Annotated in this window: 10 protein-coding genes and 2 tRNA genes; 11 read left to right on the top strand and 1 reads right to left on the bottom strand. The window is 43.5% G+C overall.

Going from position 1 to position 18,254, the window contains the following annotated elements:
* Positions 1-24 precede the first annotated feature (24 nt).
* A complete protein-coding gene (gene carB, locus DXB58_RS24680; protein ID WP_009000244.1) occupies positions 25-3,246 on the top strand; it encodes a carbamoyl-phosphate synthase (glutamine-hydrolyzing) large subunit in 3,222 nt (1,073 codons plus the stop codon).
* A 102-nt stretch (positions 3,247-3,348) separates the two neighbouring features.
* Here the strand turns inward: carB and DXB58_RS24675 are convergent, their stop codons facing one another.
* Complete coding sequence (locus DXB58_RS24675; RefSeq protein ID WP_122138581.1) at positions 3,349-5,331, bottom strand: family 20 glycosylhydrolase; 1,983 nt, start codon at positions 5,329-5,331, stop codon at positions 3,349-3,351.
* 138 nt (positions 5,332-5,469) lie between these two features.
* Between DXB58_RS24675 and yaaA the strand changes: the two genes are divergently transcribed.
* The 10 genes from yaaA to DXB58_RS24620 all read left to right on the top strand — a co-directional run bounded on the left by yaaA (position 5,470) and on the right by DXB58_RS24620 (position 18,052).
* Entirely contained in the window at positions 5,470-6,243 is a 774-nt protein-coding gene (gene yaaA / locus DXB58_RS24670) for a peroxide stress protein YaaA (RefSeq protein ID WP_122138580.1), read from the top strand.
* 3 nt (positions 6,244-6,246) lie between these two features.
* Positions 6,247-6,792, top strand: a complete 546-nt coding sequence (locus DXB58_RS24665) for a sugar O-acetyltransferase (RefSeq protein WP_122138579.1) — start codon at positions 6,247-6,249, stop codon at positions 6,790-6,792.
* A 186-nt stretch (positions 6,793-6,978) separates the two neighbouring features.
* A tRNA-Val gene (locus DXB58_RS24660) sits at positions 6,979-7,053 on the top strand.
* A gap of 34 nt (positions 7,054-7,087) precedes the next feature.
* A tRNA-Val gene (locus tag DXB58_RS24655) sits at positions 7,088-7,162 on the top strand.
* 142 nt (positions 7,163-7,304) lie between these two features.
* Positions 7,305-8,651: an adenylosuccinate lyase gene (gene purB, locus DXB58_RS24650; RefSeq protein ID WP_122138578.1), complete on the top strand. Its 1,347-nt coding sequence runs from the start codon at positions 7,305-7,307 to the stop codon at positions 8,649-8,651.
* Between the two features lie 73 nt (positions 8,652-8,724).
* Positions 8,725-10,212: a pseudouridine synthase gene (locus tag DXB58_RS24645; protein ID WP_055167709.1), complete on the top strand. Its 1,488-nt coding sequence runs from the start codon at positions 8,725-8,727 to the stop codon at positions 10,210-10,212.
* 104 nt (positions 10,213-10,316) lie between these two features.
* On the top strand, positions 10,317-11,720 hold the full coding sequence (asnS, locus tag DXB58_RS24640; protein ID WP_122138577.1) for an asparagine--tRNA ligase: 1,404 nt from the start codon (positions 10,317-10,319) through the stop codon (positions 11,718-11,720).
* Between the two features lie 139 nt (positions 11,721-11,859).
* Positions 11,860-12,351 (top strand): DUF4488 domain-containing protein, encoded by a 492-nt coding sequence (locus DXB58_RS24635; protein WP_004324683.1) that lies wholly within the window; start codon positions 11,860-11,862, stop codon positions 12,349-12,351.
* A 256-nt stretch (positions 12,352-12,607) separates the two neighbouring features.
* Positions 12,608-13,816 carry a glycoside hydrolase family 88 protein gene (locus tag DXB58_RS24625; RefSeq protein WP_122138576.1) on the top strand — a complete coding sequence of 403 codons (1,209 nt, stop codon included), beginning with the start codon at positions 12,608-12,610 and terminating at the stop codon, positions 13,814-13,816.
* Between the two features lie 138 nt (positions 13,817-13,954).
* Complete coding sequence (locus tag DXB58_RS24620; protein WP_122138575.1) at positions 13,955-18,052, top strand: hybrid sensor histidine kinase/response regulator transcription factor; 4,098 nt, start codon at positions 13,955-13,957, stop codon at positions 18,050-18,052.
* The last annotated feature ends 202 nt before the right edge of the window (positions 18,053-18,254 follow it).

Raw genomic sequence — 18,254 nt, 5'->3', positions numbered from 1 at the left:
CAACTTATTATAACAACAAAAGAAATGGAAAAGGAAATCAAGAAAGTTCTCGTTTTGGGTTCTGGAGCACTCAAAATCGGACAAGCCGGAGAGTTCGACTACTCTGGTTCACAAGCACTGAAAGCTTTGAAAGAAGAAGGTATCAGCTCAGTATTGGTAAACCCGAACATCGCAACCATTCAGACTTCTGAAGGTATTGCCGATAAAGTGTATTTCCTTCCCGTAAACACTTATTTTGTAGAAGAAATTATCAAGAAAGAACGTCCTGATGGTATCTTGCTGGCATTCGGCGGACAGACTGCGTTGAACTGCGGTGCGGAACTCTACACACAGGGTATTCTTGATAAATACGGAGTAAAGGTGCTTGGTACATCGGTAGAAGCTATCATGTATACAGAAGACCGTGATTTGTTCGTGAAGAAACTGAACGAAATCGAGATGAAGACTCCGGTTAGCCAGGCAGTAGAAAACATGGAAGATGCCATTGCTGCTGCACGCAGAATCGGTTATCCTGTCATGGTACGTTCTGCTTATGCATTGGGTGGTCTTGGTAGCGGTATCTGTGCCGACGAAGAAGAATTCCTGAAACTGGCTGAAAGCTCCTTTGCTTTCTCTAAACAAATTCTGGTAGAAGAATCGTTGAAAGGCTGGAAAGAAATCGAATTTGAAGTGATCCGCGACGCTAACGACCATTGCTTCACAGTAGCCAGCATGGAAAACTTTGACCCGCTGGGTATCCATACCGGTGAATCCATCGTAGTGGCTCCTACCTGTTCACTGGATGATAAAGAATTGACTCTGTTGAAAGAACTTTCTACTAAATGTATCCGTCACCTCGGTATCGTGGGTGAATGTAACATTCAGTATGCTTTCAACTCTGATACGGACGACTACCGTGTGATTGAAGTAAATGCCCGTTTGAGCCGTTCTTCTGCATTGGCGTCTAAAGCTACCGGTTATCCGTTGGCATTCGTTGCTGCTAAAGTAGCACTCGGCTATACACTCGACCAGATCGGTGAAATGGGTACTCCGAATTCTGCATATTCAGCTCCTGAACTTGACTATTACATCTGTAAGATTCCTCGTTGGGACTTGACTAAGTTTGCCGGTGTATCTCGTGAAATCGGTTCAAGCATGAAGTCGGTAGGTGAAATCATGTCTATCGGTCGTTCTTTCGAAGAAATCATCCAGAAAGGTCTTCGTATGATTGGTCAGGGTATGCACGGTTTCGTAGGTAACGACGAACTGCACTTTGACGATTTGGATAAAGAACTTTCCCGTCCGACTGACTTACGTATCTTCTCTATTGCACAGGCTATGGAAGAAGGTTATACTATCGAACGTATCCACGACCTGACTAAGATCGATCCCTGGTTCCTTGGCAAACTGAAAAATATCGTAGACTACAAAGCTAAATTGTCTGCTTATAATAAAGTAGAAGATATTCCGGCTGACGTGATGCGTGAAGCGAAAGTATTAGGTTTCTCTGACTTCCAGATTGCTCGTTTCGTATTGAACCCGACTGGAAATATGGAGAAAGAAAATCTGGCTGTACGTGCTCATCGTAAGGCTTTGGGTATTCTTCCGGCTGTGAAACGTATCAATACCATCGCTTCCGAACATCCGGAACTGACTAACTACCTGTATATGACTTATGCAGTAGAAGGTTATGATGTAAACTATTATAAGAATGAAAAATCAGTAGTGGTACTGGGCTCGGGTGCTTACCGTATCGGTAGCTCGGTTGAGTTTGACTGGTGTTCGGTAAATGCCGTTCAGACAGCCCGCAAATTGGGTTACAAATCTATCATGATTAACTACAACCCTGAAACGGTTTCTACTGACTATGATATGTGCGACCGTCTGTACTTCGACGAACTTTCGTTCGAACGTGTACTCGACGTAATCGACTTGGAACAACCTCGCGGTGTGATTGTCTCTGTAGGCGGACAGATTCCGAATAACCTAGCAATGAAACTTTACCGCCAGTCGGTTCCTGTATTGGGTACTTCTCCGATCTCTATCGACCGTGCTGAAAACCGTAACAAGTTCTCTGCTATGCTTGACCAACTGGGTATCGACCAGCCGGCATGGATGGAACTTACCAGTCTCGAAGAGGTGAAGGGATTCGTAGAAAAAGTAGGCTATCCGGTATTGGTTCGTCCTTCTTACGTTCTTTCGGGAGCTGCTATGAATGTTTGCTACGATGACGAAGAATTGGAAAACTTCCTGAAGATGGCTGCCGAAGTTTCTAAAGAATACCCGGTAGTTGTTTCTCAATTCCTTGAAAATACAAAAGAAATTGAATTTGACGCTGTTGCCCAGAATGGTGAAGTGGTGGAATATGCTATTTCTGAACATGTGGAATTTGCCGGTGTTCACTCCGGTGACGCTACACTGGTATTCCCGGCACAGAAGATTTACTTTGCAACGGCACGCCGTATCAAGAAAATCAGCCGTCAGATTGCCAAAGAACTTAATATCTCCGGTCCGTTCAATATCCAGTTCCTGGCTCGTAACAACGAAGTGAAAGTAATCGAATGTAACTTGCGTGCTTCTCGTAGTTTCCCGTTTGTTTCTAAAGTACTGAAACGTAACTTCATCGAAACAGCTACCCGCATCATGTTGGATGCTCCGTACTCACGTCCGGATAAATCTGCATTTGATATCGACTGGATTGGTGTAAAAGCATCTCAGTTCTCTTTCTCTCGTCTGCACAAGGCTGACCCGGTATTGGGTGTGGATATGTCTTCTACAGGTGAAGTTGGATGTATCGGTGATGATTTCTCTGAAGCATTGCTGAATGCAATGATCGCTACCGGATTCAAGATTCCTGAAAGAGCAGTAATGTTCTCTTCCGGTGCTATGAAGTCGAAAGTGGATTTGCTGGATGCCAGCCGTATGCTGTTTGCCAAGGGATATCAGATTTACGCTACTGCCGGAACTGCTGCATTTTTGAATGCTCATGGAGTAGATGCGACTCCGGTTTACTGGCCGGATGAGAAACCTGGTGCAGAGAATAATGTAATGAAGATGATCGCTGACCATAAGTTTGACCTGATCGTAAACATTCCGAAGAATCATAGTAAGCGTGAATTGACGAACGGCTATCGTATCCGTCGTGGTGCAATCGATCACAACATTCCATTGATTACAAATGCTCGTCTGGCAAGTGCCTTTATCGAAGCATTCTGCGAATTAAAATTAGGTGATATTCAGATCAAGAGCTGGCAGGAATATAAATAAACTGCTTTAGCTGTTTATCAAAATAAAAAGAACTTCCTCTTTGGAATGCCAAAGGGGGAGTTTTTCTTATTTAAGTGTCTTGTTACAAATAGATGTTTTCTGTTATTTGCTTACACGATAATTGTGTACTTTCAGATTCTCTATCCGGCTATTGAAGTTTCCGGCTTTCTCGAGCGGGAAAAACAATGTGCGTATATAACTCATAGAATCCTTTCCTGCATTGAAATAGCATTTCTGTATGTTCATTTCTTCAACAACTTTTCCGTTAACTCTGAGTGTGGTACTACGATGATCGCCTTCAATCTGAATGGTCGCTTTCTCTCCCGGATTCACTTTATATGGGAACGTATTCAAATAACCATCGCGTGCAAAACCCATCATCCCTCGAATTGGATCTGCTAGATAGAATACGGCATTGGGTGAACGGAACAATTCTGTTCCGCTTTTCTCTGGTGCTCCGGTAATGTCGAAGCTGACTGTATAATTATAGCCGATTTCCGGGTAAGTGGAAGTGCTGCCGGGAGCGACGGTAGAACGCTCATATACCAATGCCGGACTCTTGCCGATTCTTCCCAATTGATTGACTCCGGGGGCTTCACTGATAGCACTACGCTTTTCATTATACACTTCGAACGGCAGACTGGTTTCTTTCCCTGTCCATGTCTTTACTGCTAGAGTTTGTAACGCAGGGAATACACGGTGATGAATGTCTTTCACGGAAATTCCATTACCTGCATGGTCGTTCCAAATGGCAAACATGCCACCGAGAATAGCAGGGTGCTTTTCTTCGAATACGGCTTTCCCGATATGTGCCGGTGTCCATTCTTTATATAAAAATGCCTCGTTAAGATAATCCTGATAGTAACCGGCTAATGGAACAATATAAACCATTTCATCCGGGATACTGATTAGCTGGTAGCCGTCTTTTATCATGGTTGCTGGGTCGGCATATCCGTTATACCAGGCATTCATAATGATGTTTTCTGATTTGACAGGGGTGTCTCCTTTTGCATGAGTGAGAGCGCCCCATATCACGGCTTGTTTGCCAAAGCCTTCTACCAGCCGGATATAATGGTCGGTGAAAGCCCGGAATTTTTCTACTACCTCTTTCTTGGCATTCGAGTATTCGTCGGTACCGATATGCACACGCTTGCCCACGAATACAGGGTCGTCACCTTTCAGGTATTCTTTGAACAGATCGTCTGCAAATTGATAGGTTTCCGGTTTGAATAAGTCAAGATGATCCATTCCGTACTCCTTGCTCCCAATTTCCGGTTTGTAATGAGTGAATGCTAATGAATGTGCCGGAATATCAATTTCCGGTATAATCTCTACAAAGTTGGTTGCAGCTTGTTTCTGAAAATCAATAAATTCTTTTTTAGAATAAGAACCGTCGCGGGCTGTCAGTCCCGGATAAGTTTCGGACTCCAGACGGAAAGCAGCATAAGTCTTGTCCCAGTTGTTATCAAAATATTGCTTGAATCCATTATCATTCAGATGGACTTGCAGGGTATTCATCTTGTAATAAGCCATTATTTTTACCAGATCCTGAAGATAGCTCATCGGAATGAATTTACGACCGCAGTCTATCATGAATCCCCGGATGGAGTAGTCGGGATAGTCGCGGATTATTCCTTTGGGAAATGAGTGCTCCTGGCTTTGTTCTGCTATTTGCAAGAGGGTACGTGTGCTCCAGTAAAGCCCTGTCAGGGTGGGAGCAGAAGTCGTGATTCGATCGGTAATCTTGATTTCATAACCCTCTTCTCCCAGTTCTTTGTCAGCTGACAGTGATAGGATGAAGTCTCCGGATGTGGCTTTGTCTTGAGTTACGCTTAATGTTTTTCCGAACATTTGCTGATAATCGTCGGCAAACATTTGGGCTATTCGCAGCAATTCTGGATTTGCAGAGGTGCATACTATCTTCGCATTTGTTTCCGGAGTGAAATTACCATCTTTTCCTGTCCATTGTTTGAGTTCGGGGACAACAAAAGGTTTAGAGTTTACGCTGGCATAGGATAAACTGCCATACAAACAGAAGATTGTCAATAAGCATAACACTTTCAGGGGGATTAGTGTGTGTGTCATAATGGGGGCATTTTTGTTATTAATAAATGATTAAAGTTAATTATTGGCTGAATTTAGGGATAATCTGTCTATTAGCCAGCAAGAGAAGCGATTTATTTTTTATTTTTGTTTTTCGAAAAGATAAAATCAGATTTAACAATGTTAGTACTTCTATCTTGTGCCAAGACTATGAGTGAAACTTCAAAGGTGAAAGTTCCTTTGAAGACGGTTCCACGATTTCAAAAAGAAGCTTCCGGGATTGCTTTGCAGATGTCACAGTTTTCGGTGGACGAACTGGAACGCCTGTTGCGTGTGAATGCTAAAATAGCTGTGGAAAATTACAAGCGTTATCAGGCTTTTCATGCAGAGGGTACACCGGAACTGCCTGCTTTATTGGCTTATACCGGAATTGTGTTCAAACGGTTGAATGCAAAAGATTTCTCGAAAGAAGAATTTGAATATGCACAGGGACACTTGCGGCTGACTTCTTTTTGTTATGGACTGTTGAGGCCTTTGGACGTTATTCGTTCCTATCGGTTGGAAGGAGATGTAGTGCTGCCTGAACTGGGTAATCAGATGATGTTTTCTTATTGGCAGTCCCGCTTGACGGATGTGTTCATTGAAGACATCAAGAAAGCCGGCGGCATGCTTTGCAATTTGGCCAGTGACGAGATGAAAAGCTTGTTTGATTGGAGGCGGGTGGAAAAAGAGGTGCATGTCATCACTCCCGAATTTCAAGTATGGAAGAATGGAAAATTGGCTTCGATAGTGATATATATCAAAATGTCCCGTGGTGAAATGACACGGTTCATTCTGAAGAATCGAATTGAAAATCCGGAGGATCTGAAAAGCTTCTCTTGGGAAGGGTTTGAATTTAACGAATCTCTTTCGAACGAAAAGAAGTTTGTATTTACTAACGGCAAAGAAATATAAGGTATGACGGAAGTTGAGAAGATGCGTAGTAGCCAGTTGGCTGATATGTCTGCACCGGAATTGCAGGTACGTTTTGAACATGCCAAAAAAATATTGGCACGTATGCGGGGAATGAGTACGTACGATGAGGGTTATAGAGAATTATTGGATAAGTTGGTACCGGGGATTCCTGAAACTTCCATTATATGCCCGCCTTTCCATTGCGATCACGGAGACGGAATCAAGTTGGGTGAACATGTGTTTGTTAATGCTAATTGCACTTTCCTGGATGGAGGATATATCACAATTGGTGCTCATACACTGGTCGGTCCTTGTGTGCAGATTTATACGCCTCATCATCCGATGGATTATCAGGAAAGAAGAGGCTCTAAGGAATATGCTTATCCGGTGACGATTGGTGAAGACTGCTGGATTGGTGGCGGCGCTATTATCTGTCCCGGTGTGACGATTGGTAATCGTTGTGTGATAGGAGCGGGGAGTGTTGTGACGAAAGATATTCCCGACGACAGTGTTGCAGTCGGGAATCCGGCACGGGTGATTCGCAAATAAGTTGCTTTATCTGGTAGACGGACTGGACGAAGTGAAAGTTGCGAGAAAAAAACTTTTTTGTATTATTTGTTGATAATCAGAGCTTTTCTTTATTAGGCAAAAACTTTCTTGAAAAATAATGCATGAAATGTTTGCAGAATTCAAAAAATGCCGTACCTTTGCATCGCTTTTGAAACGGAAGTGTACGGGCGCTTAGCTCAGCTGGTTCAGAGCATCTGGTTTACACCCAGAGGGTCGGGGGTTCGAATCCCTCAGCGCCCACACTAAAAAACGAAACACTTCCGGCTCATTAAAAGGGCGCTTAGCTCAGCTGGTTCAGAGCATCTGGTTTACACCCAGAGGGTCGGGGGTTCGAATCCCTCAGCGCCCACACCAAAAAGGAAGTCTTACGAAGCAATTCGTGAGACTTTTTTTATTTCTTACCGCTTTTATACAAACTTTCTCTATCCTTTTGCTCTATAACTCAGGAAAAAGAGTTAATTTTGCAGTCTGATAATTATCTAAGAAAACGTATGGAACTTGATGTATTAACGGCCATATCTCCGATTGATGGTCGATATAGAGGCAAAACTAAAGCTTTGGCAGCTTATTTCTCTGAATTTGCACTGATTAAATACCGTGTACAGGTAGAGGTGGAATACTTTATCACCTTGTGCGAACTCCCTTTGCCGCAATTAAAAGGAATCGATAGCAATGTGTACGAAACTTTACGGAATATCTACCGTAACTTCTCTGAAGCAGACGCACAGCGCATTAAAGATATCGAAAGTGTAACTAACCACGACGTGAAGGCCGTAGAATACTTCCTGAAAGAAGAATTTGACAAGATGGGCGGAATGGATGACTACAAAGAGTTTATCCACTTCGGACTGACTTCTCAGGATATTAACAATACGTCTGTTCCTCTTTCTATCAAAGAAGCATTGGAACAGGTTTACTATCCGTTGATTGAAGAACTGATTGCACAGTTGAAAACTTATGCAACAGAATGGGCTAACATTCCGATGCTTGCCAAAACTCACGGTCAACCGGCTTCTCCTACTCGTTTAGGCAAGGAAGTGATGGTATTCGTTTACCGTCTCGAACGTCAACTGGTTATGTTGAAGGCATGTCCGATTACCGCTAAGTTTGGTGGTGCTACCGGAAATTACAATGCACATCATGTGGCTTATCCTCAATATGACTGGAAACAATTCGGCAATCGGTTTGTTGCAGAGAAACTGGGATTGGAGCGTGAAGAATATACTACACAGATTTCGAACTATGATAACCTTTCTGCTGTTTTTGATAGTATGAAGCGTATCAATACGATTATGGTCGATATGAATCGTGACTTCTGGCAGTACATCTCTATGGAGTATTTCAAGCAGAAGATTAAAGCCGGAGAAGTGGGATCGAGTGCCATGCCGCATAAAGTGAATCCGATTGACTTTGAAAATGCGGAAGGTAACCTGGGTATAGCAACGTCTATCCTGGAACATTTGGCTGTGAAACTTCCTGTTTCCCGTTTGCAGCGCGATTTGACAGACTCGACAGTGTTGCGTAATGTAGGTGTGCCTTTCGGTCATATCGTGATTGCCATTCAGAGTTCTTTGAAAGGATTGCGTAAACTGTTGCTGAACGAACCGGCTATTTATCGTGACTTGGATAACTGTTGGAGCGTAGTGGCAGAAGCTATTCAAACCATTCTGCGCCGTGAGGCTTATCCGCATCCGTATGAAGCTTTGAAAGCTTTAACCCGGACCAATCAGGCTATTACAGAAAGTTCTATTAAAGAGTTTATCGAAGAATTGAATGTAAGCGAAGATATTAAAAAAGAGTTAAGAGCAATCACTCCCCATACTTATACGGGGCTTTAATTGTTTACTTATATAATAAACGTGTTTTTAAATAGGCCGTGAGGCCAAAGTCTAATTTTATTCGAATAAAAAAATGAGCACAGAAAACGAAGAATGGCGCGAAAATTCTTTCAATGAAGAGAATACAGGTGCCGGCCGTGATGGTAACAGGTCTTACAACAGAGAAGGTGGAGAACGTCCGTATCGTCCTTCTTACAACCGTGAAGGCGGGGATCGCCCGTATCGCCCGCGATTTAATGCCAACAATGAAGGAGGCGAACGCCCGCAGCGTTCGTATGGTGACCGCTCTTATGGCGATCGTCCTCAACGTCCTTCTTACAATCGTGAAGGTGGCGATCGTCCGTATCGTCCTCGCTTCAATAACAATAATGAAGGAGGCGAACGCCCGCAACGTCCTTACAACCGCGAAGGTGGTTCTTATGATCGTCCTCAACGTCCTTCCTACAACCGTGAAGGTGGTTCTTATGACCGTCCCCAACGTCCCCGTTTCAATAGCGGTGAAGGTGGTGACCGTCCTCAACGTCCTTCTTACAACCGTGAAGGTGGCGACCGTCCTTACCGTCCCCGCTTTAATAACGGCGAAGGTGGCGACCGTCCTCAACGTCCTTCTTACAACCGTGAAGGTGGTGACCGTCCGTATCGTCCCCGTTTCAATAACGGTGAAGGTGGTGGCGGCTATCGTAGCAACAACGGTGGTGGCGGTGGCGGCTATCGTCCGAGATACAACAATGACCGTTCACAAGGAGGCTATCGTCCTCGTCCGCGTACCGGCGATTATGATCCGAATGCTAAGTATAGCGTAAAGAAGCAGATCGAGTACAAGGAACAGTTTATTGATCCGAATGAACCGATCCGTCTGAATAAGTTCCTGGCTAATGCTGGTGTTTGTTCACGTCGCGAGGCTGATGAATTTATCACAGCAGGTGTGGTTTCTGTAAACGGTGAAGTAGTAACGGAATTGGGTACAAAGATCAAGCGTTCGGATGTGGTTAAGTTCCACGACGAACCGGTAAGCATCGAACGTAAAGTATATGTATTGTTGAATAAGCCGAAAGATACGGTTACTACATCGGATGATCCACAGGAACGCCGTACAGTAATGGATTTAGTGAAAGGCGCTTGCAACGAACGTATCTATCCCGTAGGACGTCTTGACCGTAACACGACTGGTGTACTCTTGCTGACGAATGACGGTGATCTGGCTTCCAAGCTGACACACCCGAAATTCCTGAAGAAGAAAATTTATCATGTTCATCTGGACAAGAACCTGACCAAAGCAGATATGGATCAGATTGCAGCTGGTATTCAGTTGGAAGACGGTGAAATCCATGCAGATGCGATCAGTTATACAGATGATTTCAAGAAAGACCAGGTAGGTATCGAAATTCACTCCGGAAAGAACCGTATCGTTCGCCGTATTTTCGAATCACTGGGTTATAAAGTAGTAAAACTCGACCGTGTGTTCTTCGCCGGACTGACCAAAAAAGGTCTGCGTCGCGGAGACTGGCGTTACCTGTCGGAAGCAGAAGTAAACTACCTCCGCATGGGATCGTTTGAATAATAAGTCAATAAATAACAACTTGACAGAGGACGAGGAAAGAGAGCGGGAAAAATGAATCCTGCAATTGAAACCTCGTCTTCTTGTATCTAAAAAGAAAAAGTTAAATGGAAAAGATTGGTAGAACAAAAATTGTTGATCTGTTGAAGCGCACAGATATTGGCGCGATGGTCAATGTGAAAGGATGGGTTCGCACCCGCAGAGGTAGCAAACAAGTAAACTTTATCGCACTGAATGACGGTTCTACAATAAATAATTTGCAGGTCGTAGTAGATTTGGCTAATTTCGATGAAGAGATGCTGAAACTGATTACTACCGGCGCTTGTATCAGCGTGAACGGAGAAATGGTAGAGTCAGTAGGTTCCGGTCAGAAAGTGGAAGTACAGGCTCGTGAAATCGAAGTGCTGGGTACTTGCGATAATACATATCCATTGCAGAAGAAAGGTCACTCCATGGAGTTTCTGCGCGAGATAGCTCACTTGCGTCCGCGTACGAATACGTTTGGTGCTGTGTTCCGCATCCGTCACAACATGGCGATTGCTATTCACAAGTTCTTCCATGAAAAGGGCTTCTTCTATTTCCATACGCCGATCATTACGGCTTCCGATTGTGAAGGTGCCGGACAGATGTTTCAGGTGACTACCATGAACCTGTATGACTTGAAGAAAGACGAGAGAGGTTCTATCTCTTATGAAGATGATTTCTTCGGTAAGCAGGCGAGTTTGACCGTTTCCGGTCAGCTGGAAGGTGAGTTGGCTGCTACTGCTTTGGGATCTATCTACACATTCGGTCCTACGTTCCGTGCCGAAAACTCCAATACTCCCCGCCACTTGGCAGAGTTCTGGATGGTTGAGCCGGAAGTTGCTTTCAACGATATTACAGACAACATGGACTTGGCAGAAGAGTTCATCAAATATTGTGTGAAATGGGCGTTGGATAACTGTGCGGATGATGTGAAGTTCCTGAACGATATGTTCGACAAAGGCTTGATTGAGCGTCTGCAAGGTGTATTGAAAGATGATTTCGTACGTCTGCCTTATACAGATGGTATCAAGATTCTGGAAGAAGCTGTTGCGAAAGGTCATAAGTTCGAATTCCCGGTTTACTGGGGTGTGGACTTGGCTTCTGAACATGAACGCTTCCTGGTAGAAGAACACTTCAAACGTCCGGTGATCCTGATTGACTATCCGAAGGAAATCAAGGCCTTCTATATGAAGCAGAACGAAGACGGTAAGACCGTACGTGCTATGGATGTTCTTTTCCCGAAGATCGGTGAAATTATCGGTGGTTCCGAACGTGAAGCGGACTATGACAAGCTAATGACCCGTATTGAGGAAATGCATATTCCGATGAAAGATATGTGGTGGTATCTGGATACCCGTAAGTTCGGTACTTGTCCTCACTCCGGTTTCGGATTAGGATTCGAACGTCTGTTATTGTTTGTAACAGGTATGGCGAATATCCGTGACGTGATACCGTTCCCGCGTACGCCAAGAAATGCTGATTTCTAATATTCCGGTATATTTATGTAAAACTCGCATAATCTTTAGGTTATGCGAGTTTTTTTATGCTCTGAATTGCTGTATTTCCAAAATAAATCTTTATATTTGAAAATACGCATTCAAGAGTGTTAACTAAAATAATACAACAATGAAAAAGCTCTATTTCTTTACCATGCTTTCAATAATGTTGTTAGCGGTAACAGGTGCGATGGCCCAAAAGAAAACAAAATTCAAGGCGGCCGATTTAAAAGGTATTTGGCAGCTCTGCCATTATGTGTCGGAATCTCCCGATGTTCCGGGAGCATTGAAACCTAGTAATACATTTAAAGTGTTGAGTGATGACGGACGGATCGTGAACTTTACCATTATCCCCGGCTCGGATGCCATTATTACAGGATATGGAATGTGGAAACAACTGACGGATGATTCTTATAAAGAAAGTATCGAGAAGAACATTCATCTTCCGATGCTGGATAATCAGGATAATATTTTGGAATTCGAGATCAAAGATAACGATTATCTCCATCTGAAATACTTTATCAAGAACGATTTGAATGGAAATGAGTTGAATGCCTGGTATTATGAAACCTGGAAAAGAGTAGAAATGCCGGCTAAATTTCCGGAGGATATTGTGAGATAAAGGGAAGATACCTTTATTGTGAGACACGGATTTTGCAAAATACTGCATGGTTGCCTGGCTATGCCTGACAACGACTTATTTTGTGAAATCCGTGCCTGTTTTTATGAAAAAGATAAAAACAAAGATCTTTTGGACAAAATCAAAGTCCGTAGAAATAGAAACGAAAATGAAAAAATAGATTTGCAAAGGTTGTGTCTGCGACTTACTCTAACTTTGTTGCCAGTAATAGAATACAGTAACAAAATAAAGTAGAACAATGAAAAACAAACTTTTACTGGCGGTAGGGAGTATTGCTCTCCTGACTGCTTGTGATGCTTCAAAAGAAAATGAAATGGAATGGTTCGACCATGCAGTGAAAACATCCGGACATCAGTTGCTCTATATGTCAGAACAATTGAAGAATGAACCGGACACCGCCTGTTTTCCCCGTTCTATCAAAGAAGGAAAGTACAGACTGGAGCACCCCACCGACTGGACGAGTGGCTTCTATCCCGGCTCCATGTGGCTAGCATACGAGTTGACAGGTGATGAAGTTCTGGCAAAAGAGGCACGCAAATATACGGATCGTCTGCAGGATATGCAATATTATACGGGTAATCACGATTTGGGTTTTATGATGTTTTGCAGTTATGGGCAGGGCATCCGTTTAAAACCAGAGTCAACGGACCGTTTGATTCTGATTAATTCGTCAGAAAGCTTGTGTTCCCGTTTTCGTCCGGAAGTCGGACTGATCCGTTCGTGGGATTTCGGTGAGTGGAGCTATCCGGTGATTATTGATAATATGATGAATCTTGAAATGCTGTTCTGGGCTTCGGAGCAAACCAATAATCCGAAATATCGAGAAATAGCCATCTCTCATGCCGACAAAACGTTGAAAAATCACTTCAGGAAAGACATGACTTCCTATCATGTGGTGAGCTACCTGGCAGATAGCGGCGAGGTGGAGTCAAAAGGAACCTTTCAGGGATATGCCGATTCTTCCGCCTGGGCGCGTGGACAGGCTTGGGGAGTATATGGGTATACTATGTGTTATCGCTTCACCAAGCAGCAGAACTATTTGGATGCCGCTCATAAAATAGCGCGGTTTATTATCGATCATCGTCCGGCTGAAAATGACTATATACCTTATTGGGATTATGATGCTCCCAAGATACCGAATGAACCACGAGATGCTTCTGCGGCTGCCGTAACAGCTTCTGCATTGCTGGAGTTGAGTGGTTATGGCGACAAGAAACAAGGGGAAGAATATTTTCGTTATGCGGAGCATATCCTGAAGCAGTTATCCTCTGATGATTATTTGGCCAAGGAAGGAGAAAATCATGGTTTCATCCTGTTACATTCGGTTGGTAGTTTCCCGCACGACAGTGAAATTGATACTCCGCTCAATTATGCTGATTATTATTATCTGGAAGCCTTGAAGCGCTATAAAGATCTGAAAGAAAAATCAGAAAATCAGTCTTACTAACTTGGAGGAAGACCGTTGAAGATAATCGTATTCGTTTTGAAGCCAATACCGGTCCTTTATATGAGTTAAAAAAAGGATTCATTTATCAGATTGAATTGAAAATACTTATCTTTACGATAAATTCTTCAATATTAGCTCATGAAAGACCGGCATTTGCTATTTAAGTACATATTCGGATTAACCGTTTACATCTTATTTTTTCCTTTGGCTGTATCGGCCACCGACAGCTTCATCCATTTTAAACGGTTATCCGTGGATGACGGACTATCGCAAAATACTGTGCTAGCTCTGACACAAGATCATAATAATAAGATTTGGGTAGGTACCATAGACGGACTGAACTGGTATGAAGGTTCTCGCTTCGTTTCGTATTATAAAGCGCCGGATGATACGACCAGTCTGGCGAACAATCATGTCTATTCACTTCATACCGATTCGAAGGGTACGGTATGGGTAGGTACGCAGGTCGGTTTATCCCGTTATAATATTGTAGGAAATAATTTCACCAATTATTCGTCACCGGACAATCAGCCGATGCAAGTATTGGCTATCGGAGAACCGGAGGAAAGTGACCGGCTTTTGCTTGCTACCAATATCGGTCTGATGGTTTTTGATAAAAAAAACGGGCGGATGAAAGTGCAGCCAGAACTTGCCGGGAAAGTGATCTATTCTGTTTGCCGGATGAATGACGGCTTCCTATTGGGTACTTCGGAAGGTGTCTATTTCTATTATGTACGTAACGGAAACGTGACTCGGCTTCTTCTTCAATTGAAAGGAGAAACGATCTCTGATATGCTCTATGATGATAAAGCCGGGAATTGTTGGCTGGCTTCATTGACAAACGGGGTGTATTGTGTGGATAATAACTTTCAAATAAAACATCATTATAACAAGCAAAATACTCCTGCTTATTTCCTTACGAACTCGGTCAGAACACTGTCCGGAGATGATAAAGGAAGGGTTTGGATAGGAACCATGGAAGGTTTGCTTATCCTTGAACCGGAGACGGAAACCTTCCGGATCTGTCGTTTTTCTCCTGAAGATCCGACTACATTGGGGCATAATTCCATCCGTTCTATTTTGAAAGACAATCAAGGGGGGATGTGGATCGGTACATTTTACGGTGGGCTTAATTATTATCATCCCCTCGCTCCGGCATTCGGACGTTTGCAACATTCCGCCTGGAGGAATTCGTTAAGTGATAACACGGTGAGTTGTATTGCCGAAGACCCGGATAATGGAAATCTCTGGATCGGCACGAACGATGGCGGATTAAATTATTATAATCGGAAAACCGGAGTTTTTTCATATTACCGGACGGGTACTTCCGCCAACTCTTTAAAGTCTGACAATATAAAATGTATATGGACGGACAAGGATGGAAGTGCCTATATCGGCACTCACGGAGGGGGAATGAGTCGCCTGCATCATAAGAGTGGCAGGATAGAAACATATTCCTTTCCCCATTCTACTACCCTGACTAATAGTTGTTACTCCTTATTAGACGGAACAGATGGAACGCTTTGGGTAGGTGGTATGAGCGGACTTTACCTTTTCGACAAACAGACCGGAGAACTTTCGCTGCATCCATTAGCTAAAAAGTATAAAAAGTTGGAGAATGTACTGATATATACGTTGTTCCGCGATTCGAAAGGAAGAATATGGATTGGTACGGAAGAGAGTCTGTTTTTGTATGCCGGCGGGAAACTGGAAGAATTGCATCTTTCTTCTTCGGCTTATCTGCATGGGTTGATACAAGCTTTCTGTGTACAGGAAGATAGCCGTCATGAAATCTGGATCGGCTCTTCCACAGGACTATATTGCTATAAGGAAGGAGCACCGACAGCCTGGAAACACTATACGATGAAAGACGGTTTGCCGAACGACTTTATTTATAGCATACTGGAGGATGAACGGGGACGTTTATGGTTGACAACTAACAAGGGACTGGCTTGTTTCAATACGGAAGAGGGTACTTTCCTCAACTATACGAAGCAGGACGGATTGCCTCACGATCAGTTTAATTATTTCGGAGCTTGCAAAGCTCACGATGGTACCTTCTTCCTGGGGTCTCTTGGTGGCGTTGCCTATTTCAAACCTTATGAATTGGGTGATAATCCATATTCTCCGGATGCGGTGGTAACAGGAGCTGTTGTCTTAAATCAGGTGATTACGGATATGAAAAGTGAACGGGTACGCTATTTTCAGGACGAGCAAGGGCGGATGCTGGGTATGTCGTTTCCTTCCGATCAGAAACTTTTTAATATCCGGTTTGCCGTTATCAACTATTTGGCTGGCAAGCGGAATCAGTTTGTTTACAAATTGGAAGGCTTTGAAACCGAGTGGAACTACTCCCGTCATGTTTCCTTTGCACGAGCGAGTTATTCTAATCTCCCGCCCGGTGAGTATGTGTTCAAGGTGAAGGCATGTAACAACAATGGAAAGTGGAGTGAAGCGACTACTGAATTTTTTGTGCACATCACTCCGATGTGGTATCAGACCTGGTGGGCAAAGACGCTTTTCATCTTCTTTTCTGTAGGGCTTCTCGTTTTTGTGATCTATTTTTTTATTGCTCGTGCCAAAATGAAGATGCAAGTCCGGATTGAACAGATAGAACGAAACAAGATAGAAGAAATCAGTCAGGAGAAAGTACGTTTTTACATGAATATGTCTCATGAGTTGCGTACTCCGTTGAGTTTGATATTGGCTCCGTTGGAGGAACTTTTGGGACAGAGTAATCTGAAAGGTACTCCAGTGCAGCAGAAACTGGATTACGTTTATAGGAACGGGCGGAAGTTATTGCACATTGTTAACCAGTTGCTGGATTTCCGTAAAGCCGAAGCAGGTGCAATGCCTCTTCATGTTACGCAGGTGAATGTAGAAGAACTGTTGCAAGATGCTTTTGCCCTGTTTAAAGAAAATGCGCAGAAGCGTACTATCAGCTTTCATATAAAATCCGATTTAGAAGGACGGTTGTTTCCGGCAGATAAGACGTATGTAGAGACAATCTTGATGAACCTGCTGTCTAACGCCTTTAAGTTTACACCGGACGGTGGAAGCATCTCGCTTTCCTTATGGACAGAGGGAGATACCTATGGTTTCACGGTAAGAGATAGCGGAATCGGTATGTCTCCAGAGCAGCTAACCCGTATTTTCGAACGTTTCTATCAGGTAGACGGTCAGCGAAAGGGAACGGGTATCGGACTGTCATTGGTGAAGATGCTTGTAGAGAAACATCACGGCACTATTACCGTGGCAAGCGAGCCTGCTCAATATACAGAATTTAAAGTCACTCTACCTGCTGACATAACTGCCTTCACGGAGAAAGAACGTGAATTACCGGCACATGAAGTCGAAACATCTGCTTCTTTCCGGGAGCTTCCGGTGGCTGATGAGTATTTCTCTGGTGATGCGTCAGTTATAGTTTCAGAAGAACTATCGGATGACGATCAGATAGAAGCCGATAGTGAGGAAGGACGTCCTACTATCTTGTTGGTAGATGACAATAAAGAAATGGTAGATTACCTAAAAGATAATTTCCGGCAGAACTATGTGACGCTTACCGCCGGAAACGGAGAAGAAGCATTGGCTATCATGAAAGAACACCGTGTAGACATTGTTCTTTCCGACGTGATGATGCCGGGAATTGACGGCATCAAACTTTGTCAGTTTATTAAGCGAAATCTGCAAACCTGCCATATTCCCGTCCTTCTGTTGTCTGCCAAAGGAAGTGTCGATGCACAGACGGAAGGCATTCAGGCTGGAGCAGATGATTACATTGCCAAACCGTTCTCTATTCACTTATTGAAAGGAAAAATTGCTAATCAACTGAAAGCACGCCAGCGGTTGAAACACTATTATTCGAATACGATTGATATAGATACTGCTAAAATGACTTCGAATAATCTGGACGAGGAATTCATGAGCAAAGCTATTCAGGTGGTAGAAGAAAATATCAGTAATGAAGACTTCACCTCTGATGAGTTGGCAAGCCAGCTTTGTATGAGCCGTTCGTCGCTTTATCTCAAGATGAATTCCATATCCGGTGAACCGCCGGCAAACTTTATCCGGCGTATTCGTTTTAATAAAGCATGTAAATTGCTACTTGAAGGGCGCCACTCTATTTCAGAGATTAGTGGAATGGTCGGTTTCGGATCTTCTTCTTATTTTTCTACTAGTTTCAAGAGGTATGTAGGTTGTTTGCCATCGGAGTATGTGAAGCAGCATACTAAGTAATTGCTTTGCAGTTATGCATTTGTTCACCACAGAGGATGCGGAGGACACAGAGGTGAATCTTGTTCATGCCGGTACGGAAATGAATGAGATGACATGTATTCTAGGAATATTTGTACAGTATAAACAAGTTATATGACACCCGGGTCTCATTAGTGCTGACACCCGGGTGTCAGGTATAGTGCCTGTTGCACAACTCAATCAT

Origin of the sequence: Bacteroides sp. OM05-10AA (genome assembly GCF_003439055.1) — a bacterium.
GTDB lineage: Bacteria > Bacteroidota > Bacteroidia > Bacteroidales > Bacteroidaceae > Bacteroides > Bacteroides intestinigallinarum.
This window is presented reverse-complemented; position numbering and strand designations above follow the sequence as displayed.

Excerpts from the sequence above, each read along its gene's own strand:
- carB (WP_009000244.1), top strand. The coding sequence starts at position 25 with ATGGAAAAGGAAATCAAGAAAGTTCTCGTTTTGGGTTCTGGAGCACTC.
- DXB58_RS24675 (WP_122138581.1), bottom strand. The coding sequence starts at position 5,331 with ATGACACACACACTAATCCCCCTGAAAGTGTTATGCTTATTGACAATC.
- yaaA (WP_122138580.1), top strand. The coding sequence starts at position 5,470 with ATGTTAGTACTTCTATCTTGTGCCAAGACTATGAGTGAAACTTCAAAG.
- DXB58_RS24665 (WP_122138579.1), top strand. The coding sequence starts at position 6,247 with ATGACGGAAGTTGAGAAGATGCGTAGTAGCCAGTTGGCTGATATGTCT.
- purB (WP_122138578.1), top strand. The coding sequence starts at position 7,305 with ATGGAACTTGATGTATTAACGGCCATATCTCCGATTGATGGTCGATAT.
- DXB58_RS24645 (WP_055167709.1), top strand. The coding sequence starts at position 8,725 with ATGAGCACAGAAAACGAAGAATGGCGCGAAAATTCTTTCAATGAAGAG.
- asnS (WP_122138577.1), top strand. The coding sequence starts at position 10,317 with ATGGAAAAGATTGGTAGAACAAAAATTGTTGATCTGTTGAAGCGCACA.
- DXB58_RS24635 (WP_004324683.1), top strand. The coding sequence starts at position 11,860 with ATGAAAAAGCTCTATTTCTTTACCATGCTTTCAATAATGTTGTTAGCG.
- DXB58_RS24625 (WP_122138576.1), top strand. The coding sequence starts at position 12,608 with ATGAAAAACAAACTTTTACTGGCGGTAGGGAGTATTGCTCTCCTGACT.
- DXB58_RS24620 (WP_122138575.1), top strand. The coding sequence starts at position 13,955 with ATGAAAGACCGGCATTTGCTATTTAAGTACATATTCGGATTAACCGTT.